General features: G+C 68.8%; 22 protein-coding genes. 14 read left to right on the top strand and 8 right to left on the bottom strand.

Annotated elements, in window-relative coordinates; translation table 11 throughout:
• Positions 1 to 376: 376 nt before the first annotated feature.
• The 8 genes from AB0B66_RS23895 (at position 377) to AB0B66_RS23860 (ending at position 7,672) form a co-directional block, all read left to right on the top strand.
• Entirely contained in the window at positions 377 to 1,582 is a 1,206-nt protein-coding gene (locus AB0B66_RS23895) for a radical SAM protein (RefSeq protein WP_360533818.1), read from the top strand.
• Positions 1,575 to 2,609, top strand: coding sequence for a radical SAM protein (locus AB0B66_RS23890; RefSeq protein WP_360533815.1), 1,035 nt, complete (start codon positions 1,575 to 1,577; stop codon positions 2,607 to 2,609). Before AB0B66_RS23895 ends, AB0B66_RS23890 begins: the two co-directional genes overlap by 8 nt.
• Complete coding sequence (locus AB0B66_RS23885) at positions 2,609 to 3,379, top strand: creatininase family protein (RefSeq protein ID WP_360533812.1); 771 nt, start codon at positions 2,609 to 2,611, stop codon at positions 3,377 to 3,379. The genes AB0B66_RS23890 and AB0B66_RS23885 overlap by 1 nt, the downstream gene beginning before the upstream one ends.
• Positions 3,380 to 3,381: 2 nt before the next feature.
• Entirely contained in the window at positions 3,382 to 3,654 is a 273-nt protein-coding gene (locus AB0B66_RS23880) for a hypothetical protein (RefSeq protein ID WP_360533809.1), read from the top strand.
• Positions 3,641 to 4,594 carry a glycosyltransferase gene (locus AB0B66_RS23875; protein ID WP_360533806.1) on the top strand — a complete coding sequence of 318 codons (954 nt, stop codon included), beginning with the start codon at positions 3,641 to 3,643 and terminating at the stop codon, positions 4,592 to 4,594. The genes AB0B66_RS23880 and AB0B66_RS23875 overlap by 14 nt, the downstream gene beginning before the upstream one ends.
• A complete protein-coding gene (locus AB0B66_RS23870) occupies positions 4,591 to 5,799 on the top strand; it encodes an arylsulfotransferase family protein (protein WP_360533803.1) in 1,209 nt (402 codons plus the stop codon). The genes AB0B66_RS23875 and AB0B66_RS23870 overlap by 4 nt, the downstream gene beginning before the upstream one ends.
• 71 nt (positions 5,800 to 5,870) lie before the next feature.
• Positions 5,871 to 6,980, top strand: coding sequence for a glycosyltransferase family 4 protein (locus AB0B66_RS23865; protein WP_360533800.1), 1,110 nt, complete (start codon positions 5,871 to 5,873; stop codon positions 6,978 to 6,980).
• A 20-nt stretch (positions 6,981 to 7,000) separates the two neighbouring features.
• Positions 7,001 to 7,672: a hypothetical protein gene (locus AB0B66_RS23860; protein WP_360533797.1), complete on the top strand. Its 672-nt coding sequence runs from the start codon at positions 7,001 to 7,003 to the stop codon at positions 7,670 to 7,672.
• Between the two features lie 82 nt (positions 7,673 to 7,754).
• Here the strand turns inward: AB0B66_RS23860 and AB0B66_RS23855 are convergent, their stop codons facing one another.
• The gene (locus tag AB0B66_RS23855; protein WP_360533794.1) at positions 7,755 to 8,579 is read right to left on the bottom strand and encodes an HAD family hydrolase; all 825 of its coding nucleotides are present in this window, start codon (positions 8,577 to 8,579) and stop codon (positions 7,755 to 7,757) included.
• Positions 8,580 to 8,694: 115 nt separating this feature from the next.
• On the opposite strand from AB0B66_RS23855, the gene AB0B66_RS23850 reads away from it, so the two are divergent.
• The 3 genes from AB0B66_RS23850 (at position 8,695) to AB0B66_RS23840 (ending at position 10,807) form a co-directional block, all read left to right on the top strand.
• Positions 8,695 to 9,777, top strand: a complete 1,083-nt coding sequence (locus tag AB0B66_RS23850) for a hypothetical protein (RefSeq protein WP_360533791.1) — start codon at positions 8,695 to 8,697, stop codon at positions 9,775 to 9,777.
• Entirely contained in the window at positions 9,777 to 10,415 is a 639-nt protein-coding gene (locus AB0B66_RS23845; protein WP_360533788.1) for an AAA family ATPase, read from the top strand. Before AB0B66_RS23850 ends, AB0B66_RS23845 begins: the two co-directional genes overlap by 1 nt.
• A 152-nt stretch (positions 10,416 to 10,567) precedes the next feature.
• Positions 10,568 to 10,807, top strand: coding sequence for a hypothetical protein (locus AB0B66_RS23840; RefSeq protein WP_360533785.1), 240 nt, complete (start codon positions 10,568 to 10,570; stop codon positions 10,805 to 10,807).
• A 41-nt stretch (positions 10,808 to 10,848) separates the two neighbouring features.
• On the opposite strand, the gene AB0B66_RS23835 is transcribed toward AB0B66_RS23840, so the two are convergent.
• The 3 genes from AB0B66_RS23835 to AB0B66_RS23825 all read right to left on the bottom strand — a co-directional run bounded on the left by AB0B66_RS23835 (position 10,849) and on the right by AB0B66_RS23825 (position 13,045).
• Positions 10,849 to 11,304 carry a hypothetical protein gene (locus AB0B66_RS23835; RefSeq protein WP_360533782.1) on the bottom strand — a complete coding sequence of 152 codons (456 nt, stop codon included), beginning with the start codon at positions 11,302 to 11,304 and terminating at the stop codon, positions 10,849 to 10,851.
• Between the two features lie 203 nt (positions 11,305 to 11,507).
• Positions 11,508 to 12,617: a site-specific integrase gene (locus tag AB0B66_RS23830; protein WP_360533779.1), complete on the bottom strand. Its 1,110-nt coding sequence runs from the start codon at positions 12,615 to 12,617 to the stop codon at positions 11,508 to 11,510.
• Between the two features lie 131 nt (positions 12,618 to 12,748).
• Complete coding sequence (locus tag AB0B66_RS23825; RefSeq protein ID WP_360533776.1) at positions 12,749 to 13,045, bottom strand: helix-turn-helix domain-containing protein; 297 nt, start codon at positions 13,043 to 13,045, stop codon at positions 12,749 to 12,751.
• 478 nt (positions 13,046 to 13,523) lie between these two features.
• On the opposite strand from AB0B66_RS23825, the gene AB0B66_RS23820 reads away from it, so the two are divergent.
• The 3 genes from AB0B66_RS23820 to AB0B66_RS23810 all read left to right on the top strand — a co-directional run bounded on the left by AB0B66_RS23820 (position 13,524) and on the right by AB0B66_RS23810 (position 18,395).
• Positions 13,524 to 14,288: a hypothetical protein gene (locus AB0B66_RS23820; protein WP_360533773.1), complete on the top strand. Its 765-nt coding sequence runs from the start codon at positions 13,524 to 13,526 to the stop codon at positions 14,286 to 14,288.
• Between the two features lie 556 nt (positions 14,289 to 14,844).
• Complete coding sequence (locus AB0B66_RS23815) at positions 14,845 to 17,352, top strand: type IV secretion system DNA-binding domain-containing protein (RefSeq protein WP_360533770.1); 2,508 nt, start codon at positions 14,845 to 14,847, stop codon at positions 17,350 to 17,352.
• 179 nt (positions 17,353 to 17,531) lie between these two features.
• Positions 17,532 to 18,395, top strand: coding sequence for a replication-relaxation family protein (locus tag AB0B66_RS23810; RefSeq protein ID WP_360533767.1), 864 nt, complete (start codon positions 17,532 to 17,534; stop codon positions 18,393 to 18,395).
• Between the two features lie 48 nt (positions 18,396 to 18,443).
• On the opposite strand, the gene AB0B66_RS23805 is transcribed toward AB0B66_RS23810, so the two are convergent.
• From AB0B66_RS23805 to pglZ, 4 genes are all read right to left on the bottom strand, one after another.
• Positions 18,444 to 18,827 (bottom strand): hypothetical protein, encoded by a 384-nt coding sequence (locus AB0B66_RS23805; protein WP_360533764.1) that lies wholly within the window; start codon positions 18,825 to 18,827, stop codon positions 18,444 to 18,446.
• A gap of 363 nt (positions 18,828 to 19,190) precedes the next feature.
• A complete protein-coding gene (locus AB0B66_RS23800) occupies positions 19,191 to 21,290 on the bottom strand; it encodes a DEAD/DEAH box helicase (RefSeq protein ID WP_360533761.1) in 2,100 nt (699 codons plus the stop codon).
• Positions 21,287 to 22,618, bottom strand: a complete 1,332-nt coding sequence (brxD, locus tag AB0B66_RS23795) for a BREX system ATP-binding protein BrxD (protein ID WP_360533758.1) — start codon at positions 22,616 to 22,618, stop codon at positions 21,287 to 21,289. Before brxD ends, AB0B66_RS23800 begins: the two co-directional genes overlap by 4 nt.
• Positions 22,615 to 25,296 (bottom strand): BREX-2 system phosphatase PglZ, encoded by a 2,682-nt coding sequence (pglZ, locus tag AB0B66_RS23790; protein WP_360533755.1) that lies wholly within the window; start codon positions 25,294 to 25,296, stop codon positions 22,615 to 22,617. The genes brxD and pglZ overlap by 4 nt, the downstream gene beginning before the upstream one ends.
• Positions 25,297 to 25,304 lie beyond the last annotated feature (8 nt).

The following is a 25,304-nucleotide window of genomic DNA, read 5'->3' as shown; positions in this document are numbered from 1 at the left end:
CGCGTCCACGATCGTGCCGACTTACCTGCCAGGCATCGGCCCTGTCCGGCAGCCCCCGCAGGGACGCGGCACCGCCGCTGCCCTGCCGCAACCCCGACGCAGGCAAACCCGTCGGGAGCCGGCGTGGCGGCGCGCCCGCCGGTCCCGCGCTTCGCAAGGAGGCGAGAACATGAACACACGTACCGATACTGAAGTGGCGCCACCACCCGCCATCCGCGACGCCCGCCTCGGTAGCGGCCAGCGTCAGGGAGGAGTAACTGGCAACCCGCGCCCGGGCGCAGGCACGAGCCTCGGTTCAATCGGCTCCACGGCACCGCGGACTGCGTCCCGCGTCGAAGGCGCATCTGACCAGCGGCCGGCGCAGGCATCTGGTCTGGTGCAGACCTCGCCGTACCTGACCGCGATCCGACCGGGTGAGGCGAGCCCGATCGTGTTCGCCGTCGACGAACTCGAACCGCTACGCCCGGATGTCAACCCGCCAGCGTGGGCGTCGTTCGGGGTGATCGGCCTCGACCGCAGCATTGTGTGGTGCCGAGAAGCCGCAGCCCTCGATGCGCTGCAGGCCGCCGCGGCTGCTCCGGTCAGCAGCGCGGCGCTGGCGGCCGCACACGGCCAGCACACCGTCGATGACCTCGTCGGCCGCGGTTGGCTGCAACCACCCGACGACGTGTGCACCGAGTACTACCTGACCACGGCGCAGATCGAGGTCACCGCGCACTGCAACTGGGGCTGCAAATTCTGCCCCGTCTCCGTCGACGGCAAGGCACCGGCGACCATGCCGATGCCGCTGTTCGAGGAGATCATCGAAAAGATCTCGGCCCACGACACTATCCGGTACGTCACGTTCCACTTCTACAACGAGCCGACGCTGGACCGGCACTTCGCCGACCGTGTCGCGGTCCTGGCCCGGCACGGGCTGAAGCTGCGGCTGTTCACGAACGCGAGCAACCTGACCGGTGAGAAGATCACGCTGCTCGGTCAGACAGGCGTGCTGCTGCAACTGGTGGTGAACCTACCGGCACTGGACGAGCAGTCGTTCCGTGGACTGACGGGCTCGACGCTGCTGGATCGGAGCGTCGCCAACCTCGACACGGCCGTCGACGCCGGGCTGCCGATCGAGGTGGTGGTCAACGGCGCCGGGACGGACCTGGCGCAGCGGGTCGGCGAGCTGCGGGCGCGATACGAGGGCAGCGGTGTGCCGGTCCGGTCGACGCTGCTGTCGGACCGGGCCGGGGCGCTGGCCGACTACCACCAAGCGGTCCGTGTCGAGGGCAGGCTGCGGGGCTGTGCCTGGCCGGTCAACCACGCGCACTTCTCGGTCGCTGGTGACATGTTCATCTGCTGCAACGACTACTACCAGCGGGAGAAGTTCGGCAATATCCGCGCTGGCACCGTCCATGAGATCATGACGAGCCCGGCCGCCGTCCATCTGCGCCGTCGGGTATTCGGAGTGGCCGACGCCCCCGCAGATCACCTGTGCCGTACCTGCCACGACCAGCTGCCGGACTTCCCGCGCCGACAGTTCCGACCCCTGGCCAGCTTCCCCGTCGCCAGCTGCGGACGCGGGGTGAGCGGTGCCTAAGACGGTCCGTATCTGGTACGTGTCCGGGCAGCGGCTGTGCAACTTCCGCTGCACCTACTGTGTCTCAGTCAACGACTACGCCAAGAGCAACACCGCCGACTGGCAGGCCGAGGACCAGGCCCGCTTCGAAACAATCGTGGATTGGATCGCCGAGCGGCCCTACCGTGTCGGGGTCCGGCTGGCGACCCTGGGCGAGCCGTTCACATCGCGACCGTTCCTGGCCAAGGCCGCCGGCCTGAGCAGCCGCCCCAACGTCGACTTCGTGGAACTGGTGACCAACGGTTCGCTGCTCAAGCGCCGCCTCGGGCAGCTCGACCGCGAAGGCGACATCAGCAAGATCTCACTGTGGGTCACGCACCATCCGACCGAGATCCCGCTGGCGCGTTTCATCGACAACGCACGCTATGCGCAGGAGCGCTACGGGTGCTTCGTCGTCGTCAACGCCCTGCTGTTTCCCGACAACGAAGTCGGCGTGGCGCAGCTGAAGCGTGCCGCCGAAGACGCGGGCCTGCGGTTCAACCTCGACCTCGGCTATGACCCGCTGACCCCGCACGGCGCACACACCGAACTCGGCGTGATGGTGCCTGTCCTGCGGGAACGTCAGCAGGCCGGCATCGCCCGCGCGGTCCAGCTGGGCGCGCACGCCGACGTTCTCGAGCTCAACGTGGCGGCGATGCGGGACCTGCGCGGCCGGGCGTGCAGCGCTGGGCACGACTACTTCTACATCGGCATCCGCGGCGACGTGTACCGATGCTCCCGCTACCAGGCCCTGGGCAAGGACCGCATCGGCAACATCCTCGACGACGGGTTCGACCTCCAGCTGACCACCGAACCGTTCATGGCCTGCGGGGCCGGGTTCGGCTGCGGCAACAAGGAGGACTTCCTGAACCTCCGCCACCACCAGTCCGCCGAGGACGCACGCCCGCCCAGCCTCGGATGGGTCGACCGCACCCCAGCCACAGCCGCCAACGGCAACACCAATCCCGATGTAGTTGCGGTCGCCGTACCCGGGAAGGAGACCGACTGATGCACGTAGCGGACATGACCTGGCAGGAGTACGACCATCTGGTCCGGGATCGGATCGTCGTTCTGCCGATCGGGTCGATCGACGCACACGGCCCGCACCTGCCGTTGTCGGCCGACACGATCATCTCCACCTACCTGGCCCACCAGCTGGACGAGCACCTCGGCGTGCTGGTGCTGCCGCCGCTGTCCTACGGGCTGCGCACAGACCCCGCCGCCAGTGGCGGCCAATTCCCCGGCGTGACGAATCTACGAGCGGCCACGTTCACCAACATCGTCCTCGACGTACTGCGGGCCTCCTACCGCCACGGCGCCCGCCGGTTCGTCCTGCTCGACTCGCACAAGGTCAACCTGGGGGCGCTGCGTGAGGCGGTCGACCTGTTCGTCGACACCGCACCTGATGCCCGCATCATGGCGGTGACCTGGTGGGACGTGGTCAGCGAGGACAGCCGCAACCAGATAGCGGCCCAGACCGGCGTCGGCCGCCACGAAGACCACCACGCAGCCATGGTGGAAACCAGCCTGGTCTGGCAGGCCGCCCCGCACCTGGTCCGGGCCGAGCTGCTGGCCGACGACGCCGTCGCGCGCCGAGCCCGCTACCTGATCCTGCCGGTCCCGGAAGGTCTTCGCACGAACACCGGTGTGGTGTACCGCGCGGCAGCGGCCAGCCCCGCCATCGGAGCGCGGCTGATGGCCGAGATCGTCACCAACCTGGTCGCCGCGGTCACCCTCGAGCTCGGCAGCACCGTGCGGGAGGTGACCGCACCATGCTGATCATGGCGATCAAGCCCGGCCACGACGGCTCCATCGCCGAGGTCGAGGGCGGGCGGATGCTGTGGTGCCTGGAATCGGAGAAGGACACCTTCCCCCGCTACAGCCCGGTCACCCCGACGACGCTGCTGGCCGCAGCGCGGCTCCTGCCCCGGATCCCGGATGTGGTGGCGCTGGGCGGGTGGGCCAGGCCCCGCGGCGGCTCGATCGGCGACATGGTCGTCGGTGACTGCTGGTATACCGCACGACCGATAGGGGGCCGCGATGGCGCACGTTGACTCGGACGGCCGGCCGCTGGTCTCGGTCATCATCCCCACCGTCAACCGCAGTGCTGTCTTGGAAGCGGCGCTGGCCAGTGTCGACGCGGCAGCGCAGGTGCTGTCGGGCGGCGTCGAGGCGATCGTCGTCAATGACGGCGGGCGGCCGGTGGCTCGGCAGGTCGACGGTTGGCGGTCGGCTATGCCGGTCAAGGTCGTAGAGCTCGCCCGGTGCTCGGGGGGTGCGTCGGTGCCCCGCAACGCCGGCATCGACCTCGCCGAGGGCGTGTATCTGGCGTTCCTCGACGACGACGACATCTTCCTGCCTGATCACCTGGCCCGCGGATGCCGAGCGTTGCGTGACGGTGATGCCGACTTCGTCTACCTCGGCGCTGTGGTGTCCGAGCAGCGGCTTGACACGCAGCCCGGCGACTTGACCGGGTTGCGGACCAAGGCTTACCCCTACGACCAGCGGTTCCTGATGGTCGCGAACTATCTGCACACAGGGTCGGTCATTGTGCGTAACTTCCGGCACACCCCTGTCCGGTTCGACCCCGCGCTACAGGTGTGCGAGGACTGGGACCTGTGGCTGGCATTGACCACCAGGCTTGGCTACCGCGTCACGTTCATCGACGAGATCACCTCCGTGTACCACCAGCTGCCGGAGGTGGCCGGGCTGGTGTCCGGGGCGCAGTTGGTCTCACCGTCACGGTTCTCGCTGGCCCGCGACTACATCAACACCAAATGGCCCAGCGACGATCCGCTGGTCGCCGCCTACCGGGAGTGGATGGCCGCCGTCGAACGGTTCCGCGACGACCTCATCGCCGCCGAGCAGCGCATCCCCAACCTGCTGTTCGACGAGATCCTCGCCCACCTTCACGAACGGATCAGCCGCAGGCAACCGCCCGACGCCGACGCCGTCAGCAGCTTCTTTACCACCAGCGCGGGGGTGACCGTATGACACCGCACAGCTCCGACGGGCTGGGCCTGCTGTTCTCCCCGGCCTCGGCCTACCCAACCCCGACCGCATACCTCATCGACCGCGACGGCGCGATCCTGCACACCTGGAGCCACCCCCACGGCCAGCTTGACAGCGCAGACAACCCGCCGAGCTACCTGCGGGGCTGGAACCACATCGAGACAGATCCGGCCTGCAACCTACTGGCGATCGTCCCGCTACGGGCACTGCTCAAGCTCACCCCCGACTCGCAGCTGGAGTGGTCGTGCGACATCGCCGCCCACCACGATCTCGCGATCACCGGCGACGGCACGATCCTGGTGCTGACCGAAGCTCCCCGCCGGGTGGAGAACCGGCAGCATGGGCAGGTCGTACTCGACAACCTGATCACCACCGTCACCGCCGAAGGCGTCGTGAAGACCGACCTGTCGCTGTGGGACACATTGCGAACCGACCAATCCCTGCGTGGAAAGATCGACGCCGTGGCCGGGCGGCGCAACGCGGCGCTGCGGCTGCGGGGCTGGCCGGGCCGCGACGACACCGTCGACGACACGACCGTGACCGAGACTCTCGCGCTGCTGCAGACCGGCTGTTACGACGGAGAACCTCGCCGCGCCCTGCAACTACTGCGCGCGCTGCCGGGCTCGCCCTGCGACATCCTGCACACCAACACCCTCGAGATCCTTCCCGCCAACCCCGACGGGATCTGGGACCACGGTGACGTCCTGATCTGCGTCCGGGAACTCGACACCATCGCCGTCATCGGCCTGGCCGACGCCGCCGTGAAGTGGTGGTGGGGGCCAGGCCAACTGTCCGGGCCACACCAGCCCACCCTGCTGCCCGACGGGCAGATCCTGGTCTTCGACAACGGACGCACCAGTCAGCGCACGCGCCTGCTCGCCATCGACCCGGCCACCAAGCGCGTGACGTGGAGCTGGACCGCCGACCCGCCCGAGTCGTTCTTCTGCCCACTGGCCGGCGGCTGCCAGCCGCTGCCCAACGGCAACCTTCTGGTCACCAACTCCACCGCGGGCGCGGCGTTCGAACTCACCCGCGACGGCAGGGTTGTGTGGGACGTGTCGCTGCCCGTCGGCGTCTACGGCGCCGAACGCGGGCGGGTGTCCATCTATCGGATGTCGGCCGTGCCCGCAGCCGACGTCCTCGCAGCCCGTTCGCAGCAGCGCGGCAGCTGGGAGGTCGTCAGTTGAACATCGTAATGGTCATGAGAAGCCAGGCTGGCGTGCCAGGCCGGGCGGGTGTGCCCGGTGGCCAGATCGGCATGGTCCAGATCGCCCGCGCGCTGTCGGCCGCCGGGCACACGGTGGCGCTGTTCGTCGGCGGGCCCCGGATGAGCTACCTCGACGGCCTCGACGACATCCGCGCCACGCATCTGCGCTGGCCAACGTGGCTCGACAATGCCACAGCCGCAGCACCCGAACCCGTGCGTGACCTCGGCAGGCGAGCGCGGCGGCGTCGCTGGCTGGCAGCCCTCACCGCGCTGCCCGCAATGGCCACCGCCGATGTCGTGCATGTCCAGGGACTCGAGGACGCCGAAGCTCTCCTGCCGGCTGTCGACATGCCGGTGGTCGTCACTCACTGGGGCAGGGTAGGGCGATGGCTGCCCACGGGCACCGCCCCTGCCGCCGATCGCGCGCTGGCCGAACGGATCGCCCAACTGCGTGCCCGTGCCACCGTTGTGGCCATCGGCCAAGCCCAAGCCGAAGCGCTGGCCGCAGCCGGGCTGCCCGCCGCCGCCGTCATCCCACCAGGTATCGACCTGCAGCACTTCCGCCCCGGCGACCGGCATCTCACTCGCCTCCAGCTAGGACTGCCCCTTGGTGACGGGGTCGTGCTGTACGTCGGCCGCCTGGCCCCCGACAAGAACGTCGAAACCCTGATCCAGGCCTTCGCCAGCCTCCACCAGCAGCTGCGCTCGAGCCGACTGCTCATCGTCGGCGACGGCCCCACCAAGGCACAGCTGCAGCGGCTGGTAGAGCAGCTCGGCGTCGACACCGCGGTGACTTTCGTGCCGTTCATCGCCCACCACCTGCTACCGGCCTACTACAACGCCGCCGACGTCACCGTCGTCCCGTCGAACTACCTGGAAACGTTCTGCATGGTGGCCCTGGAAGCTATCGCATGCGCCTGCCCCCTGGTCGTCACCGACCAGGTCCCCGAGATCCGGCAAGCCTTCCCCGACGTCGCATCGCTGGCCTCGTACGACGTCGCCGGCCTTCGGGACCAGATGGCTGCGGCGTTGCGTGGCCACCTGACGCCAGCCGACAACACGCGCGTCATCGACTACACCTGGAGCAACGCCGCCCGCCAGTACGCTGACCTCTACCAGTCCACGCGCCGCCAGGGCAGCGGCAGCATCTCCGGTCGGTAACCAAGCTGCGAGGAGACATGATGCAATCCGCACTCAACCAACCGACCTCCAGTAAGACGCTGCCGCAGCGGCTGGCGCATGTCTACTGGATCGGCGGCGGCAGCGGCTCGGGCAAGTCGACTATCGCCCGGCGGCTGGCCGACCAGTACGGGCTGAGCGTCTACAACACCGACGCAGCCATGCCTGAACACGCCCGCCGCATGCCAGCCGAGACCGCCCCGTACCTGCGTAAGTTCGCCGACATGGACATGAACGACCGGTGGGTCAACCGCGCCCCGGCCGATATGCTCGAAACCTTCCACTGGTACCACGGCGAAGGCTTCGAACAGATCATCTCCGACCTGCTGAACCTCCCCACCGACCAGCCGGTGATCGCAGAAGGATTCAGGCTCCTGCCTGACCTCGTACAGCCGCTGCTCGCCGAACGGCGTCGCGCCGTGTGGCTGCTGCCGTCCCCACAGTTCCGACGGGACGTCTTCGACTCCCGCGGCGGTACCACATGGGGCTTCATCGCCAAGACCAGCGACCCGCAACGCGCACTGCAGAACCTGCTCGAGCGCGACGCCATGTTCACCGACCGGCTTGCCCAGCAGACCACCCAGCTCTCCCTGACCGCACTGGCCGTAGATGTCGGGACCGGTGAAGACGACCTCGTACAGCAAGTCGCCGGGGCGTTCGGTCTCGATGGCTAACCCACCGCCGCGCAGTCGCTCGCGCCACGGCCAGCGGCCGTCATGGTCGGGGGTAGACACCGGCTTGCCGACGGCGGCCGCGTCAGGGCGGGCCGGACAGCAGCCGTTCGATATACAACGCCACGCCGTCCTCGACGTTGGACAAGGTGACTTCCTTGGCCGCTGCGCGCGCCAGCGTATGGGCGTTGGCCACCGCGACCGACCGTCCCGCCCACCGCAACATCGACACATCGTTGGGCATGTCACCGAACGCCAACACCTCCGCTGGCGCGACCCTGAGCTCGGCGGCCATCTCAGCCAGCGCACTGGCCTTCGTCACGCCTCGTCGGGTCATCTCGACCAAGCCCTGGTACCCCTGCCAGGTCACCTCCGCGACGTCGCCTACCGTCTCGGACACCAGCTTGACGAACACATCGGGGTCCATACCGCTCGCCCGGGCCTGCAGCTTCACCACCGGCACGTCGAAGAGCTCCTGCGCTCCCGCCAGCAGCGACACAGCCGGCGACAGGCGCCGGACCGGCCAGCCCGGCTCGTGCAGCATGGTGCTGCCGCAGTCCACATGTGCGGCGAACACCACCTGCGGCACCCGCTGTCGAAGCCGAAGGCAGACCTCCCGCACGTGTCCGGGGCCTATCGGGCGGCAGCGGCGGACCCGCGCCTCGGTAGGGTCGTACACGACCGCGCCGTTGGCGCAGATCGCCAGGTAACCGGCACCGAGATCGGCGAAGACCGTCAACAACCGCCGCTGGGACCGACCGGTAACCAGCACCACTGCGGCACCTGCCGCTGCAGCGCGCCGCAGCACGGCCGCACTGCGGGCGCTGACCGCGCCACCTTCGCCCAGCAACGTCCCGTCGAGATCTGTGGCGATCAGCCGCGGCAGCTCGGCCACAACCCCGTGCGTCATGCCGCGAAGGTAACTTATCCCCGCATCACGGGAACCCGGCGGTGCCGGCCACAGGGTCCTGGCGCAACGGGAACACGCTTAGCAACTCGGGTTGCCAGGCAGACAGGCAGCAGCCATGACTGACGCCGCCTTCCACCCGCAGCAACTGACCGCCAACGCAGCGTCGTTGAACCACGTCATTCTCGGTCCGCTCGGCGCGCCCGCCGTGAACGGCCGGCTCGCACAGGACGCTTGCTCACGCGACGCCCTACTAGTTTTGGCATCCGAACACGCGCTGAACAATCTGCGAAAAGACCATCTCTCAGACGACATAGGCTCTGCCCTGGCAGCAGCGGATTCAGTCACGGCTGCACGTGCCGCAGCCACGCTGCACAGCTTCGGGCTCCACCTCGGAAACCTCATCGCGACGCTGCGCGACCCTGCCACGGCAGCGCTCCACGCGAACTCGTCTGCCTACAGGGCATTCTTCGAACACTGGCTGAGCGTCGACAGCGTATGGCTCGCCGGTGGGCTGCTCGTGGGCGCCTGCGGGCCGCTTGTCCTCGCAGCCGTACGCGAAGTCGTCGGCATCGCTGCGCAGCCGTGTCCGGTGGGGCTCCTCTACCACCCGCACTTAGCCCCGCTCGTCGGAGCGGCCCGGCACATCCGCCCAGACGCCACCGGCGAGGCCGTCATCGTCGCCGACCTCGGCCAAACGCGAATCAAGACCGCCGTAGCCGAGATCCACGAAACCACCCTGACCGGACTGCGGCACATCAGCGTGCACCCGGCTCCCCGCAGTGACGATGCCGACGAGGTCGAGGATGCCGTCGCGGCGGCACTGACCAGCGCCATCGACTCCGCCAGCACTTTTCAGGCGCGAGTGCGAGTTATCGTCAGCGTCGCCTCGTTCGTCGCTGACGGATTGCCGGCCAATGATGGGCAAGGCGTCTACGGCAGCCTCGCCCACCGAACCGCAGCGGTAACGCGACGCATCGAGGCAGCAACCGGAGTCACGGTTCGGCTGCGGTACATGCACGACGGCACCGCGGCCGCCTCGGCTGCCATCACGCCCAATAGCGCCACCATCACCGTCGGCACATGGCTCGGCGTCGGCTTTCAGCCACGCCGCGCAGCCTCGCTACTTCATGTGCGCCAGCCCCTGGCTACGAGAAAAGCCGCGACGCCACGGCCCCGCGGCCCTGAAGGTGCGCGCTAATGCCCCAGGACGCTACTTCAGCTGATCGAACCCGTGCCGAGCACCAGACCAGGGGCCCGGGCGCTCAGCCACACGCCGTCCACAAGCCGACGCTCGTGATCGTCAGCGGCCGGCCCGGATCAGGAAAAACCACCCTGGCACGACAACTCGCGCACACCTTCCCTTGCCCACTCGTGTCCCGCGACGAGCTCAACGAAGGCATCTTCCACACCTTCGGCCACGACCTCGCAGCAACGAGCAAGGACACCGTGGCAGCCATGACCTTCACCGCATTCTTCAACGCAGTCGACCTACTGCTGTCAGCCCGCGTCACAATCGTGGCAGAGGCAGCGTTCCAACATCACAAGTGGAGCCTCGGACTGGCATCGATCAGCGCCGTGGCCAATCTGCGAGTCGTCCACTGCGTGGTCGACCCAGACGTGGCGGTTGAACGCGTCGCTGGCCGTCGGCAGAGACTGCCGGACACCGCCGCCGCACAGCGTGCGGCCAGCGCCCGCAGCACAGCGCCGACCGGTCCCGGCAGCGGGTTCGAGCCTCTTTCGCTTGCGGTGCCGACACTGTCCGTCGACACGACCGACGGCTACGAACCGTCACTCGAACAGATCCTCACCTTCGCCCGCGATCGGCCTGGTGAGTAGGCCGAGCTTGAAATGGCCCCGCCTCATGACCAGAGCGGAGCAGCCGGCATCTATGCATACATGGTCATGGTTGCGGGGCAGTAGTGGCCGGGTTGATCCGCGTAAGGGAGGATCTTGACTGGTCGGCGTCGGGAGCGCTGTTCGATTGGACTTTGGAGTTTCTGATCGACCGCCTTGAGGATGAGGTCGTCAAGCTGCGGCTGCAGGTGATCGTGGACAACAAACTGGGCTCGCTGTCGCTCAGCGATTTCGACGAGCCGACCAGCCGATCGATCACCGAGCGGCTGCGTAAGGGCCTGGTCGCGGCCGCGCTGCGAGACCTGCCCGCTGGCGACCGCAAGAACGAGGCGGTCGAGCAACTGGTTACCCTTGCGGAGCAAGTCCGGTTCTGAGCGACCGTGTCCTCCAGCAGTACACGCCGGGTGAACTCAATCTACGGCAGGGGCCGCGAGGCGCTGTTGTGATGTCCCACGGTGATGCTCGTGGCCCAGCCGCACGCAGTCAGCGCGCGCAGTATCAGCGCGATGACCGGGCGGGGGCGGCCGAGTCGTACGGCGATCTGCGCCAGCGAAACGGTGCCCATGCGGTGCATCAGCTCCATGACATTGCCCATGTCCGCGGCCAGCGGCGTGGTCGGCGGCACTTCGTAGGCCGCGGAGGTCAGCAGCCACGCCCTCGCCGTGTCCACGTGCGCGAGCACAGGCAGCGTGGCCGGGGCGTCGCCATACGAGGCGAGGACGCGGTGCGCGGTCACGACCGCTGCGCACGGCCACGCCTCGCGGGCGCACCGCGCCTGATCGCATCGTCGGCCGCCGACCGCTGGACGGTGCCGGTCGAGCACGCGCCGGGCGTCGTGGTACGTCTGATCTTGCCGCTTTGCCCAGGTCATTGGATCGCCTCCATCAACACGACAGGGACGTCCATCGACGCCTGACGGTGCTGATAGATCAAGTGGGCCCAGTACGCGACGAGTGCCCCTGCGCTCTGATGAAGGCGTCGCCAGCCCGGGGCCGCGCGAGGACTCTTCCTCGGCCCCGAGCCGGCGACGCCGCTTGGCCCGTTACTTGTTATGGGTGGGTGACCCGGCCGCCTTCACCTCGTGCTGTCGCCGCGGCGCCGTCCGGACCGGTGGACACGACCCGAGGCGCTTTCGCGTAGTTCCCCGGCGAAGGCGGCGCCTTTGCTGACTTCCCAGCGGCGCTGGAGTGTGTCGATGATCTGCTGTTCCATGGCAGGGGTGGTGTGGGTGTAGACGCCGCGGATGCCGCCGAGGCGGTGGCCGAGGCGTTTGCACTGGGCGACTTCGGGGATGTTGTCCTCTGCCATCCAGGTCTTGTGGGTGTGCCGCATGTCGTGGACGTGGATGCCCCGGATCGCCCGGTGCGAGGCGGAGGTGGTGGCGCGCTTGACGGCCTGTCGCCAGGTACGCCCGAAGGTGCTGCGTCGTTGCAGCGCGCCGCGGGAGCCGACGAACACGTGGTCGTGGTCGTGGCTGGAGAGGACGAGCGTGAGCAGCTCGATGAGGAACGGTGGCAGCTTTATGTAGCGGTCGCGTGATGCGGGCGTCTTGGGGGCGCCCTTGTGGAGGTGTCCGTTGATCTCTTTCAGGGCGCCGTTGTCTTTGGGGATGAAGATCCAGCCTTCGTTGAGGTTGACGTTGTCGCGGTGCAGGCCGGCCAGCTCGCCCCAGCGCATGCCGGTGTAGGCCGCGGTGATGACGAGGACCTGGTTGGTCCAGTTCGGTAGCGCGGCGGCGATGTCGATGACCTGGTCGGCGGTGGCGTGTGGTCGTTCGGTGCTGTCCGCGTGCCAGTTGACGTCCTTGCACGGGTTGCGGTTCATGCGGCCTTCGGCGACTGCTTCGTTGAGTACGAGTGAGAGGACCTTCATTACGTCTTCGACGGACTTGTCGGACAGGCGCTGGCGCAGGTCCGCGACGAAGTTCTTGATGAGGCGTCGGTTGATGTCGGCCAGTTGTAGCTGGCCGAGGTTGGGCAGGATGTGGCGGCGCAGGTGCCCGTCGTAGGTGTCGCGGGTCGTGGGTGCCACGCGAAGATCGGCGGCCCATAGTGCGACCCAGTCCTGCAGTGTGATCCGGATGGTGCGGGGATCTTGGTAGCGGCGTCGGGCGATGTCGACGTCGATCTCTTTGGCGCGTAGATCCGCCGCGCCGGATGTGAGGTGGACCGAGTCGGTGACCACGTGGCCGTCGATGCGGGCCCGGACCCGGAACGCTCCGTTGCGTTGCTCTACCCATGCCATCTCGGTGTACTCCCTTCATCGCATGTGTGCGCTTGGTGCGGTGGACATGGACCCTCGATCGCGCGTGGCGATCAAGTGGAGGTCCGGCGTGGTGGTGTGCGCCGCCGTCGCGGCGCGGCGGGTTGGGCGGGTCGGTGTCCGTGCTCGGCGATCGCGGCGAGGTCGGCGGGCGAGAAGCGCAACAGCCGGCCCAGGAAGGTGCAGGGGATGAGCCGTTTGGCTGCTCTCTTGCGCAGCCATGAGTGCGTGACGCGCAGGATCACCGCCGCTTCGGCCGGCGTGTAGAGCAGCTGGCCGGTGTTCGGGTCGGCGGTCACCCGGCGCGGCACGATCGGCTCGGTGGGCACGGTGCGGCGTTGGTAGGACATGGAGATGCTCCCGGTCTCGTAGGTGTCCGGACCGGATCGTCCGGGCACCCGTGGAATCCGGGTTGTCAGCGGCGGCGAACGGCTCGCGCGGCGTCCTTGCGCTGACAGGCTCGGGGCATTGGCCTTGTCAGCGCGGCTAAGGCGGTTCTAACTGCTGAAATCCAATTCGCTGAACGATGATTTGTCAGCGATCGCGAACGTTGCCATCCGCAGACAGCGCCATGATCGTTTTCACTGTCAGCGGACCTGGGGTCGAACGGGCCGCTGACAGCTCGCATCGACCGTCAGATGCTGAGGGCCCGCCTGAGCTGCGAATATTCGCCTGTCAGCAAGTCCGGACACTGCTGACGCTCTAAGATGCGCCGCTGTCAGCGCATGACCGCACGTGCTCTGACCAGTGCTGTCATTGATTGTCAGCGACGTGGCGTGGTCTGAAAGCCGATCCCCGCATCGAGCGGGGCCTCGGCAAGGAGGAGCCATGAACACCGACACCGTCCGCACCGGCGTTGGCCGCGTCGCGCAGAACTCGCCGCTCGGCGAGGTGCAGCGGGCCTTCGAGGCGCTGACACAGCAGCCGTCGCCGCTGGCGCTGGACTGCCGACAGTTGCCGCCCGAGCTGGGGCTGCCGGAGCGGCACGTGCCACTAGACGAACTGCGTGACCTGTTGCTCGACCGCGCGACGTCGTACGCGGCGCGTGATGCCGTGTGGTCGCTGCTGTGCACCGCCGCGCAGCAGTGGGGCCGGCACTGGATCCTCGCGGCCACCGGCATTGCGCTCCCCGGACTCCGACGGGCAGCCAAGCAGCTGTGCGCCGGCTACCGCGGTGAGCATGCCGACGTGGAATCCGAGGTCCTCACCGGGTTCCTCGAGGCGCTGCACACTGCCGACCCGTCCCGCGACCGGCTGGCCGCGCGGCTGATCTGGGCGGGCAGGCGCGCGGGCACGCAGCTGGTGTGGGCCGACGCCCGCCATGAGCAGGCCAAGGCCCAGACGGCCGAGTCGCTCCTCCCTCCCCCGCTGTACGGCCATCCTGACCTGCTACTGGGTCGGGCCGTCGCGCAGAACGTCATCTCTGCAGAGATCGCGGAGCTGATCGGCGCAACACGCCTGGACGGCGTATCGGTGGACAAGGTCGCTCAGCGCTTCGGTGCGACCGCACAGGTCCTACGCATGAGACGTAGAAGGGGCGAGTTCCGCCTTCTGGAGGCTGTCCGGGAGGGCCTGCTCAGCGGTGCGCCGTAGCCGCTCGCGTTGGCAATCAGGAAGGCCGCGCTGCGTAGCCGGCGGCGGTAACCGGGTTGCGGGGTGCAACGGCGGTTGCGGCGGCGCTTCCGCCTGCTCGCAACTGCTGTTGCACAACCCCGCCGTCTCGGTAACCGAGTTCCCGCACCGCCCTGGCGGGCGTAACCGCGTTACCAGGCACTCGCATCGCGCCTGTGCCCGCTGTCAGCGGTGCCAGCCTGACAGCGCTGGCCTGTCAGCGGCGCTGTCAACGCACCGCCCGAGCCATCGAGGCGCCTGCACACCGCCTAGCGATCGCCGCACATCGTGCCCTGACCTGCGCTGTCAGCGCGCCGGTAGCGGCTGTCAGCACAAAGTCCGAGGTGCCGACGTTCGAAACCGCTGACAAAACGTGATTCCCCATTGCCTCACCACGCTGCCCGACGTCGGTCGTCGGGAAGGACGCCGTTCTCAACAGCGGTAACCGATGCTCTCACGCCACGCGCTGCAACCCGCGGCCTACACGCCCGCATCGGGCCCCGCTACTGACGCCGAACCTATGGAAAGGACATAAGCCGTGAACATCCAACCGCCCATCACCCTCGAGACGATCACGAACGCCGGCCGCTGGCTGGGCGACCGGCCCTGGCTCGCCGTCCTGGCAGGTGCCGCCGTGCTGGCGTGGATCATCGCGACCGATCTCCTACACGGCTGGCGCCACCGGCGGCTGTCGCAGGGTGCGACGCTGCTGACCATCGCGCCGCCGCCGCAGGTCGACACGAGCTCCAGCGGCGCCTGGTGGCAGGCGCTGTCCGGGGTGCTGATTCCGTCGCCGCTGCGGCGGATCGTCTACGGCACCCCGCACGTCGTGTTCGAGTACACCTGGCAGGGTCGACACCTGCAGCTGCGGCTGTGGGTACCCGGCACCGTACCGGCAGCGGCGGTCCAGTCCGCGATCCGCACCGCATGGCCCGGTGCCACCGTCACCGCCGCACCGGCCGCCGCGCCGATCCCCGCATCGGCTACCGTGGCCACCGGCGGCCGCCTGCACACCCGGCTGCCCGACGTCCTGCCGCTGCGCACCGAGCACGCCATCGACCCGGTACGCGGGCTGCTCGCCGCCGGGGCGGAGACCCACCCCGGCGAGCACACCGTCGTACAGATCCTGGCCCGGCCTGCCGCTGCCGGCCGGGTCCGTAACGCCCGTCGCGCCGCGCATGCGATACGCACCGGGCAGGTCCCGCCGTCGGGAGGAAACCTCCTGGCGCGGATGCTGTTTGCCCCACTGATGTGGTTGATCGAGATGTTCCTGCCCGGACCCGCCAGCAGCAATTCGGCGTCGCAGGCGCAGCGACGTGATCCGACGTACGACCGCGACGTGCGGCTGATCCTGGACAAGGCGCTGTCGGGGCCGGTGTTCGAGGTCGACGTCCGCTACATCGTGGCCACGCCGACCGGAGCTGGCAAGCCTGACCGTGTCGTACGCGAGCGGCTGCGCCAACGGCTCAACGGCCTGGCACACGCCGTCGCGTCGGCATTCTCCGCCTACTCCGGCCGCAACAGCCTTCACCGCCGCAAGCTCGCCCGACCCGTCACGGTTGCCGCGCTCCGGCGCATGAGCAGCGGGTTCCTCGCCAGCATCGACGAGCTGGCAGCGCTGGCCGCGCTACCGACCGACCTCGCCGTCCCAGGGCTACAGCGCGCCCGAGCGAAGACGGCCCCCGCGCCCGTGGCAGTGCCGTCGGGCGGTGGCGGCACCAAGCCGCTCGGCGTGGCGCAAGACGGCGGGCACAAGGTCGCCATGCCTGTAGCGTCCGGCAGCGAGCACATCCACCTGATCGGTAAGACCGGCTCGGGCAAGTCGACGCTGATCACGCACATGGTGCTCGATGACGTGCGCAACGGGCGCGGCGCGGTGGTCATCGACCCTAAGGGCGACCTGGTCAACGACATCCTGTCCAGGTTGCCCGACGACGTCGCCGACCGGGTCGTGCTCATCGACCCGGCCCAGGACGCCCACCCGTGCTTCAACCCGCTCGACGGCGACGACCAGCAGCTGGCCGTCGACAACATCGTCGGGATCTTCGGGAAGATCTTTCACAGGTTCTGGGGACCGCGCATCGACGACGTGCTGCGGGTGTCGCTGCTGACCCTGCTCAAGCACGACGGCGTCACCCTCAGCGCGGTGCCACCGCTGCTCAACAGCGACCAGTTCCGGGCCCGGTTCACCGCCGAACTCAACGACCCGGCGGGCCTGCACGGGTTCTGGACCTGGTATGACTCGATGAACCCTGGCCAGCGGGCGCAGATCATCGGGCCGGTCCTGGCCCGGCTTCGGGCGTTCCTGCTGCGCGACTTCGTCCGCGCCACGATCGGGCAGCCGAAGTCGTCGTTCGACCTCGGCAAGATCCTCGACGGTGGTCTGCTGCTGGCCCGGCTGCCCAAGGGCGTGCTCGGCGACGACACCTGCCGGATCCTCGGCAGCCTGCTCATCGCCAAGACCTGGCAGGCCGCCACCGCCCGCTCCGCACTGCCGGAGCAGCAGCGCCGGCCAGCCATGATCTACGCAGACGAGGCCCACAACTTCCTGAACCTGCCCTCCCCTGTCGGGGACATGCTCGCCGAAGCCCGCGGCTACCGCCTCGGCATGCTCCTGGCCCACCAGGACCTGTCCCAGCTACCCCGCGATGTCGCCGCGGCGCTGCATGCCAACGCCCGCAACAAGATCTTCTTCAACGTCGCGCCTGATGACGCCAGAGTCCTGGCCCGCCACGTCGAGCCTGAGCTCGACGAGCACGACCTGTCACACCTGGACGCGTTCACCGCCGCGGCGCGTCTCGTCATCGGCCACGGCGAGCTGCCCGCCTTCACGTTCACCACCCCGGCCCCGGCGACCGCGCGGGAGTCGACCTACGCATTGCGGCAGGCCCTCGCGGCGGCTCACCCGCCGCAGCCGCCCGCGAAGTGGGACGTCATCGCCCGGGGCGTCAGCCGGGACGAGCAACAACGCCGCAGCCAGCGCACCGCTCGCCGGGCAGGCGGCAGCGGCGGCACGGATACCGACAGCAACAACGGTCAGCGCTGACAGAACCCGTCGCCGGCCCGTCGGTGCACCCGGCGTCATGTCCGTCGTCGTGCTGGCGGGCCCGGCGCGCAAGAACGGCTGCTGATCAGGGCGTATGTCCTGCGACTTGTGCCCTGACAGCGGCTGATCACCTCATCCAAATCCCTATCGGGATTCCCCCAAGGGTAAGGAGCACTCCAATGACCATCCGCACCCCGTCACAGCGAGCACTGGCCGCCTACACGGTCGCCGCCGACCGGCTCACCGCCCGCGACGAGCTCCTGCTGCGCTGGTTGGCAGACCATCGCGTCCTGACCACGACCCAGATCACCGCCGCGCTGTTCGGCTCGGCACGCCGCTGCCAGGCACGGCTGGCCGACCTTCGCCAGCTCGGATTCCTGGACTGCTCCATGCCCCGCTCCGGCCCCCGGGTCCACGGCGAGTCGCTGCCCCGGCACGGCTACCACGGCGCACCGATGCTGCACGTCCTCGGACCACATGGTTACGCCTGGGCCGCCGCCCGCGACGGCACCCAGCCGCTGACCGAGCGCCGCGCCAAAGCCCGCAACGCCGCGATCATGCACAGCCACCACCGCGAGCACACCCTCGGCGTCAACGGGTTCTTCATCGCCCTCGCCGCCCACGCCCGCCGCAACCACGGGTACACGCTGCTGCAGTGGCTCAACGAGGAACAGGCCGCCCACGGCCTGATGGGCGTCCGCCCTGACGGCTACGGCGAGTGGCGCACGCGCGACGGCAGCGCCGAGTTCTACCTGGAGTACGACACCGGCAAGGAGCAACTGCACCTGCTCGCCGAGAAAGTCGCCGCGTACGCCGCCGTGGCCGACTTCGGGCTATCCCGCCCGCCGGTCGTGTTCTGGCTGCACTCACCTCGACGGGAACGCAACCTGCATCAACTGCTTACCAGCACGCAGCGCTCGGGGTATCCCGTCGCGACCGGTCTGCACGGCAGCGATCCGGCCGCAGACAGCTTCCTGGTCGTCGGAGGAGGTTCTGAACGGGTGAGCCTCAACGAGCTCGAGAATGAGGTCGGAGGCTTATGAGAGGTACTCGGGTGTGCGCTGCCCCCGCCGGCAGCGCACGCTGAGCGACTAGCTGCTCAGCGGCCGAGCGGGCAACCGTTGCGGCATGCCCTCACGATAGGGAGCCACAAAGTTCGGATCCATCCCTTCCTCGCGCACACGACCCAGGTCAGGCCAGCGCTTCTTCGCGCCCTGACGCGTCATCTTGACCGCCCGGCCCAGGTCCGGATAATCCGCCCCGGCCCGAGCCGACGCATGCGCCAGCAGGTCAACGAACCAGCCGCAGCGGCGCCGCAACACGTCGTACGACGTGACCATGCCCAGCCTGCGACCCAGCTCACCGTCCCGCTGCAGCCGGTCTGACCTGGTCAAGACACTCGTCATCGCCTCGGCCAGCTCCACCAGCTTGTCATCCAGGATGACCCACTCTTCCTCGGTGAACGGCTCGTACATCTTCACCTCCCTCCACGTACGAGCAAAGCGCCTTAACGATCTCTCGGAACCAGGCATTCTGTCCAGGAACTGCGAGTATCGAGTTTGCCGTTGGGTCCCGCCCCGACCCCGAGGTGCCACTCATAGACATGCGAAGCACATCTGCCACGTATGGAACTGCCGGAGCGCGAAATCAGGCATGCACTTCGCCTCTTCGACGGCCATGCCCTCCATGAGCTGCGTGTCCCTACCGAGGCCGAGAACTCACATGGGCGACCGTAGGCGCGTTAGCGGCGCGCCCGAACAGCGACGCACATCCGCTGCGCAAGGAGGCTGTGGGGAGGTAGTTTTCCAGCGTCCGCGATTGGGCCCGGTCTTGTGACGTTAGATCAGCCGCCACAGACGTCTTTGCGCAATGATCATCCGCGCGGCTTCGGGGTCGGCGAGCCGCTTGCCTAGCGTGGCCGCAGCGAGCGGTTCCGGCAGCATCTCGTTGAACTTGAGCTGGCGTAATGCATCATCGGAGACATCTGGCGTCGGGATAGGATCGCCCTCAATCGCATCGACGGCCCGCCGCAGCGCAGCACGATCGACATCCGAACGCAGCCGCACCGAGTGGTTCTCCACTCGCGTCTCGCGATCGATGGCGCTGGGCAGGGCTGCAGCGAGGGTGGCGTTGCCTCGTCCGCCAGCCCAGGTCCACCAAGTACGGTCTTCGCCGTTATCAACGATGACGGTCCCATCAGCAGCGGCCCTCAACCCGGTTTCGTCGCGGAGTTTGGTCAGAGTTGCCTCGGCACGCTGGGAGATCTCGACGGCAGGATCCGTGCCCAGGAGTACGGCACGTTGGGCCTGGCTGAGAGCGTATGAGTGCGGGAGCTCGGTGCCGCTCCAGAGGCTGCGGGCGTGGTGGTCGCTGGGTTCGACGTAGCAGCGCTGGCGCTTCCAGTCGATGTGGTTGACCTGCCATGATCGCCCACCCAAGGACAGCCGCTTGGGGCCTTCGGTCTTGAGCATGAGCATGATGGGGTCGGCGCCGCCGATCTCGGTGCGGCCATGTAACACAACGAACTGTGGTGGCGCGGTGAAGACGGCGAGCAGGTCCATGAAGTTGCGATGCCCGTAGCGGCGTTCGGCGGCCGCGCCGATGAACAACATGCCGGCTTCGTCGCGTTCGATGTGTTCCGAGTCGACGAGGTGGTCAACGATGTCATGGGCGGTCTCGTCGAAGAGCGGCAGGTCCCCCCACCAGTCTGCCCAGGTGGTGTCTCCGATCCGCCCTTCTTGTAGGCAGAGTGCGAGGATCTGCTGTGCGGCGATGTGACGGGGCTCAGGCGGGGCGGTGACGGGCTCAACGAATCCGATGCGCCACAGGTGGAGTAACCCGGCAGCGTGGAGTAGAGCCTCCTGGCGGGTGGCGAGGAACAGCATGTTGCGCCGGCTGTCGGCGCGGCGCCCGGTCCGGCCGAGCCGCTGCAGGAACGAGGCGACGGTGGTCGGGGCGTCGATCTGTATGACGCGGTCGAGGTCTCCGACGTCGATGCCGAGTTCGAGGGTCGAGGTGGAGACGATCACGCAGTCGCGGGCCTCGGCGAAGGCCTGCTCGGCCTGCTTGCGTTCGTCCGCCGACAGCGACGAGTGCGACACGAAGGTGGCGATGCGTTTACTGCGTAGTTCGAGGGCGAGTTCTTCGACGCGGCGGCGGGATTCGGCGAAGACCAGTCGTTTCTCACCGCGGTGCAGCGCCGCGATCACGGCTGCGGCGTTCTGGACGTTGCCGACGTAGTCCAACCCGACCTCGGCGTCGACCGGCGTCGCAGTGGTGACCTCTGGAGCGACGACCGCGGCCGGGCGCCAGCCTGCGGCGGAGCCTTGCAGCCAGTTGATTAGTTGCTCGGGATTACCCACGGTGGCGGAAAGGCCGACCCGCTGGATCGGCCTGCCTGCAAGGCGAGTCAGCCGTTCGAGAACGCCCAGCAGGTGCCAGCCTCGATCGTCACCGGCGAAGGCGTGAACCTCGTCAACGACGACGGCCTGCAGGTCGGCGAAGAACTCCCGTGGCGTCACCAGCCGCGACACCAGCAAAGACTCCAGCGACTCGGGCGTGGTCAACAGGATGTCGGGAGGCTGTATGCGAAGTCGCCGTCGCTGGGCTTCGGTTGTGTCACCATGCCAGATTCCAACGTCGCGGCCGAGCCAGTGCCCGTAGGTGCGCAGTCGGCCGTGCAGGTTGTTCAGCAGCGCTTTCAGCGGGCAGACGTAGAGCACGGACAGGCCGTGCCAACCCTGCTGGGTCATGGCGGTGAGCAGCGGAAAAGTTGCCGCTTCGGTTTTCCCTCCGGCGGTTGGGGCGAGCAGTAGCGCATCCTGACCGTCGAGCAACGGTGCGATGGCAGCTGCTTGCAGAGGCCGCAGCGTGGACCAGCCGAGGGTGTTGACGACGTGGTAGACCAGCCCGGGGGCGAGCCGGTCGAGGTCACTCATGACAGGTCGAGGACGATGTCGTCGACCGAGGTGACGGCCAGCCCGGCAGCGTTACGCTCGACGTCAGACAACTCGCCGGCGACGAGCGTAAGCCGGTAGTGGCTGCGCGGGTCGAAGTCGTCGAACTGGTCCACCCGGTCCAGCACGTCACCGACGAGCTTCTTCAGGAACACCCGAGGGGCGACACCGACTTTGCCGCCGAGCTGGCCGGTGACGGCAGAGGCGAGCAGAGCGACGTAAGCGCCATCGACAGCGGCTGCGATGCGCTGGGCATCGCCGGCCCCGACCGTGTAAAGGTCACGGACCTTGCTGCCGAGGTCGACGAGAGCGTCGTGGCTGAACCCCGGTAGCCGGATCTGGACTGCTCGCGGGTTGTCGAAGCGTGGGTCGGTGGTGAAATCGGTGGCCAGCCGCTGGGCGAGCGGGGGCAGGCGCTGGGCTCCCTGCATGCCGTCGAAGAACGCGGGGGTGCCGGTGATGACGAGGTAAAGCCCCGGAAACCTCCCCGCGTCGACCTCGTCGAGGAGCTGACGCAGGGCGTTGAGGGCCTTGTCACGAGCGTCGGAGCGCATCCGCTGCAGCGTCTCGACCTCGTCGAGGACGACGACGAGGCCGGGGTGTCCGCAGCCGCGCAGCACGGCAAGCAGGCCCTGCAGGAAGCCGAAGGCACCGAAGTGATCGAGCTCGCCTTTGACGCCGGCAGCGCGCCGTGCGGAGGCGGCCACGTTCGGCTGTCCGCCTAGCCAGGCCGCGAGGCCGTCGGCGGTGGCGCTGTCTCCTGCCGTGACGGCGCCCCGGTAGCCGCGGAGTGCGGCGGCGAAGGTAGGGGCGCTACGCGCGAGATCGCCGAGGCGTCGTTCCATCAGCTGGTCGACGGCGTCGGCGAGCGCCTGCCCGTCGTGCTCGTCGATGCCGGCGGCGAGCGCGTCCTCTTCCAGGGTGAACAGCCACGCGTCGAGCAGGGGTCTCAGGGCTGACGGCTGAAATTCCTCGGTAGTGAGGCTTTCGATGATGCGCCGGTAGACGGTCTCCAGCCGGTGCAGCGGTGTCTCGGTTTCGGAGATCTGCACCTCTGCGGTGGCAAGGCCGCGGCGTTTGGCGCGTTCTGCGAGCCACCGGGTGAAGAAGGTCTTGCCGGCGCCGTACTCGCCACGCACGGCTTTGAAGGCGGCACCGCCGGCGGCGACCGCGTCGAGCTCGGCGTCGATCGCGATGCTGAAGCGGTCGAGGCCGACGGCGAGCACGTCGAGGCCATTGCGGGGCACGGTGCCGCGCCGCAGCGCGTCGATGACCTCACGGCGACGGCGAATGCTGATCTCAATGGTCACGGCTGCGACCCCAGCCCGAACTGCTCACGAAGCAGCTGCTCGTCCAGGATGACGGTCTGCCCGTCGGGATCGACGTCGAGGACGGGATAGCCCTCGACCTGCAGCAGGCGGCGCAGCGCTGCCAGCGTCGGGCCGATGCGGTGTGCCGGGACACCGGCGTTAGCGGCGAGGGTGTCCTTGCGCAGCCGTCCGCCGGGTGCCGCGACGAGCGCATTGACCAGCGCGGCAACCCGCTCTTCGGGCAGATCGGTGCGCGAGCCACGGCGGCTGACGTAGACCGGTGATGCGAGCAGAGCGGCGATCAGCGGCGATCCGGTGTCGGCTGGTGATGCGACAGGCCACGCGAGCATAGGCGGCGCCGCCTCTACCTCGAAGAGCGTCTCCGTCTGACGTGCCGGTTTTCGCACGGTGTGACGGGTCGCCTGCGAGATCGGTGCCTCTGCGGGCGGTGTTGCGGCGAGCGGCTCGCGCCACCAGTCAGGGCTGGCGACGGGAGCTCCGGACCAGCCTGGCACGGCGCTGTCGTCGCCGGCGCTGAGCACCAGCAGCGGGATGACGGCTTCGGCGGCGCTGATTCCGCCGTGGTATCCGGCCTTGCGCGGCCCGTAGCGCAGTTCCTCTCGCCAGGGCAGCACTGCCTGGTGGTCGGGTGTGCCGACGCGGCTGCCGCGCACCAGGATCTCCCCGGCGCCGGATGGCTGGTCGGCGGACCGCCAGCGGTTCTCGCTGGACGAGGTAGGTCTATGTGCCGCGTCCGGGCCGCGGTCGACGACGTGGCCGTGGTCGGACGTCAGGATCACCACCCGGTCCTGCGCCACGGAGAGCAGGTCACGTAGCGCCGGGATGCTGTCGGTATCCCAGACGACCAGGCCTGGGTCGCTGCGGTCGAGGGCGTCGTCGATGGTGTTGATTACAGCTGCGACCAGTGGCACGGTCCGGTCTTCGATCGCAGCTCGCACCTCGGGGTCGAGGGCGTAGCCTGCACCGGCCCGCAGTCGGCCCTTGTGCAGCAGCACACTGCCCGGGAACCGTGCCGTGAGCGCCTTGCGTTCCTCGGCCTGCCCGCCGCGGGCTATCGCGCCGCTGAGCAGGCTGCACCGGCTGACCTCGGTGACGGTGGGCAGCGCGGCCAGCACGCCGTCGCGCTGGCCCCCGGCGGGGGTGAGCTCCAGCCAGGGCCCGGCGCTGGTGAGCGACTCGGCGAGTTCCGTCATCGCGGCGACGCTCATGCCGTCCATCACAAGCAGCAGCACCCGCCTGCCGCTGGCGAGCACCGGCCGCACGAGGCGCTCGAGGACGTCTTCGACGCGCAGCAGGGCACCCGGGTCGGCTTCGGCGCTGGTGGCGTGGGCGACGAGCGTGGCGAACTGTTCGTCGTGGCGGGCGCGTACGGCGTTGACGCGCTGGTGCAGCCGCTGGTAGACGTCGGCCACGTGCGGGTCGACGTCACCGGCGAAGATGTCGAGGCGGGCGCGGTCGACCCACCCGTCGACGCGCACCTGCCGGTGGAGCGCGTCGTACAGGGTGGCCGGAGCTGCTCCGTCGTTGATCGAGAGCCAGCGCATCAGGCGTATGGCCATGCGCGCGGTCTCCAGCCGCACCGGTGGCGCGGACCGGTGTTCCTCCACAGCACGCAGCGCCCTCTGCGCGGCGACGACAGCACCTACCGGCACGGGCCCTGCGTCGGGCAGCCCCATGCTCAGGACGCCCGCGAACTCGCGCATTCGGTGGGTGAACCCGGCTGGCAGCAGGGTGGAGCCGCCGAGCAGCGCCGCCGCGTCGATTTCGGCAGCGATCGTCTCGGCCCGGCGCAGCAGCGGTTCGACCTCGCGCTGGTGGGACTCGGCGATGCGCAGGATCCACGCCTCAGCGGCCGCGGCCAGGTGTCCGGCTTCGACGTCGGTGAGCTGCAGCCCGCCGAAGCGGGGCTCCAGCCGGGTGCGGGCGACCGCGGCCTGGGTGGCGGGGGTCGTCCACAGCACACCGCAGAGCAGCCCGAGCGGGATCGCGTCGATGCCGTGCCCGGCGCGCACCGCGGCGATGATCACGCGGCCCGCGGGTCCGGCGGTCTCCGCGGCGAATCCGGCGATGCCTGCCGCGACCTGGTCGGGCACGTTCATGAAGCGCATCAGCGCGGCCGCGTCGGTGCTCCACTGCAGCAGACCGGCGCTGTCGATCTCGTTGCCGTCCAGGCCGAGCAGGTTAGCGGTTAGGCTGCGGAGCGCGTGCTCGCGGGTGAGCACCGTTCCCGCGGGCCGGGGCCAGCCCTGTGGCGGGGCGTACTCGGTGACGGCGTCGGCGACCCAGCGCCCGCCGCCGCTGCGCTTGTCGACCAGCGACGGGTCGATGTCGTCCGCGCCGAACATCTGCCGCACCAGCTCCCACGGGTCGACGCTGCGTACGGTGTAGTGGCTCAGATGCACGAGCAGACCGTCGCCGAGCTCGGCGTCGGTGAGCTCGGTGAGCAGCACCAGCCGCTCACCTTCGGCCCGGTCGTGCAGCGCGGCCCGCATCGCCAGCGGCGACGGGCACGCTACGACGCGCACGAGCGTGCCGCCGATCTTCATGACCGGCTCGTCGATCCACTCGGGGCGAGCCCGCAGCGCGATGGCGGGCTGTGGGTCGCCCCCGTCGGCGAGCCAGGCTTCGACCTTGCGGCGCACCGCGACTGGGCTCACTGCCTGTG

The organism is Catellatospora sp. NPDC049111 (genome assembly GCF_040648615.1).
GTDB classification, from domain to species: Bacteria; Actinomycetota; Actinomycetes; order Mycobacteriales; family Micromonosporaceae; genus Catellatospora; species Catellatospora aurea.
The sequence above is the reverse complement of the archived record's forward strand: the minus strand, read 5'-3'. Positions and strand labels throughout refer to the sequence as shown.

Coding starts and splice junctions, on each gene's coding strand:
- AB0B66_RS23885 (WP_360533812.1), top strand. CDS start 2,609: ATGCACGTAGCGGACATGACCTGGCAGGAGTACGACCATCTGGTCCGG.
- AB0B66_RS23880 (WP_360533809.1), top strand. CDS start 3,382: ATGGCGATCAAGCCCGGCCACGACGGCTCCATCGCCGAGGTCGAGGGC.
- AB0B66_RS23875 (WP_360533806.1), top strand. CDS start 3,641: ATGGCGCACGTTGACTCGGACGGCCGGCCGCTGGTCTCGGTCATCATC.
- AB0B66_RS23870 (WP_360533803.1), top strand. CDS start 4,591: ATGACACCGCACAGCTCCGACGGGCTGGGCCTGCTGTTCTCCCCGGCC.
- AB0B66_RS23865 (WP_360533800.1), top strand. CDS start 5,871: ATGGTCCAGATCGCCCGCGCGCTGTCGGCCGCCGGGCACACGGTGGCG.
- AB0B66_RS23860 (WP_360533797.1), top strand. CDS start 7,001: ATGCAATCCGCACTCAACCAACCGACCTCCAGTAAGACGCTGCCGCAG.
- AB0B66_RS23855 (WP_360533794.1), bottom strand. CDS start 8,579: ATGACGCACGGGGTTGTGGCCGAGCTGCCGCGGCTGATCGCCACAGAT.
- AB0B66_RS23850 (WP_360533791.1), top strand. CDS start 8,695: ATGACTGACGCCGCCTTCCACCCGCAGCAACTGACCGCCAACGCAGCG.
- AB0B66_RS23845 (WP_360533788.1), top strand. CDS start 9,777: ATGCCCCAGGACGCTACTTCAGCTGATCGAACCCGTGCCGAGCACCAG.
- AB0B66_RS23835 (WP_360533782.1), bottom strand. CDS start 11,304: ATGACCTGGGCAAAGCGGCAAGATCAGACGTACCACGACGCCCGGCGC.
- AB0B66_RS23825 (WP_360533776.1), bottom strand. CDS start 13,045: ATGTCCTACCAACGCCGCACCGTGCCCACCGAGCCGATCGTGCCGCGC.
- AB0B66_RS23820 (WP_360533773.1), top strand. CDS start 13,524: ATGAACACCGACACCGTCCGCACCGGCGTTGGCCGCGTCGCGCAGAAC.
- AB0B66_RS23810 (WP_360533767.1), top strand. CDS start 17,532: ATGACCATCCGCACCCCGTCACAGCGAGCACTGGCCGCCTACACGGTC.
- AB0B66_RS23805 (WP_360533764.1), bottom strand. CDS start 18,827: ATGTACGAGCCGTTCACCGAGGAAGAGTGGGTCATCCTGGATGACAAG.
- AB0B66_RS23800 (WP_360533761.1), bottom strand. CDS start 21,290: ATGAGTGACCTCGACCGGCTCGCCCCCGGGCTGGTCTACCACGTCGTC.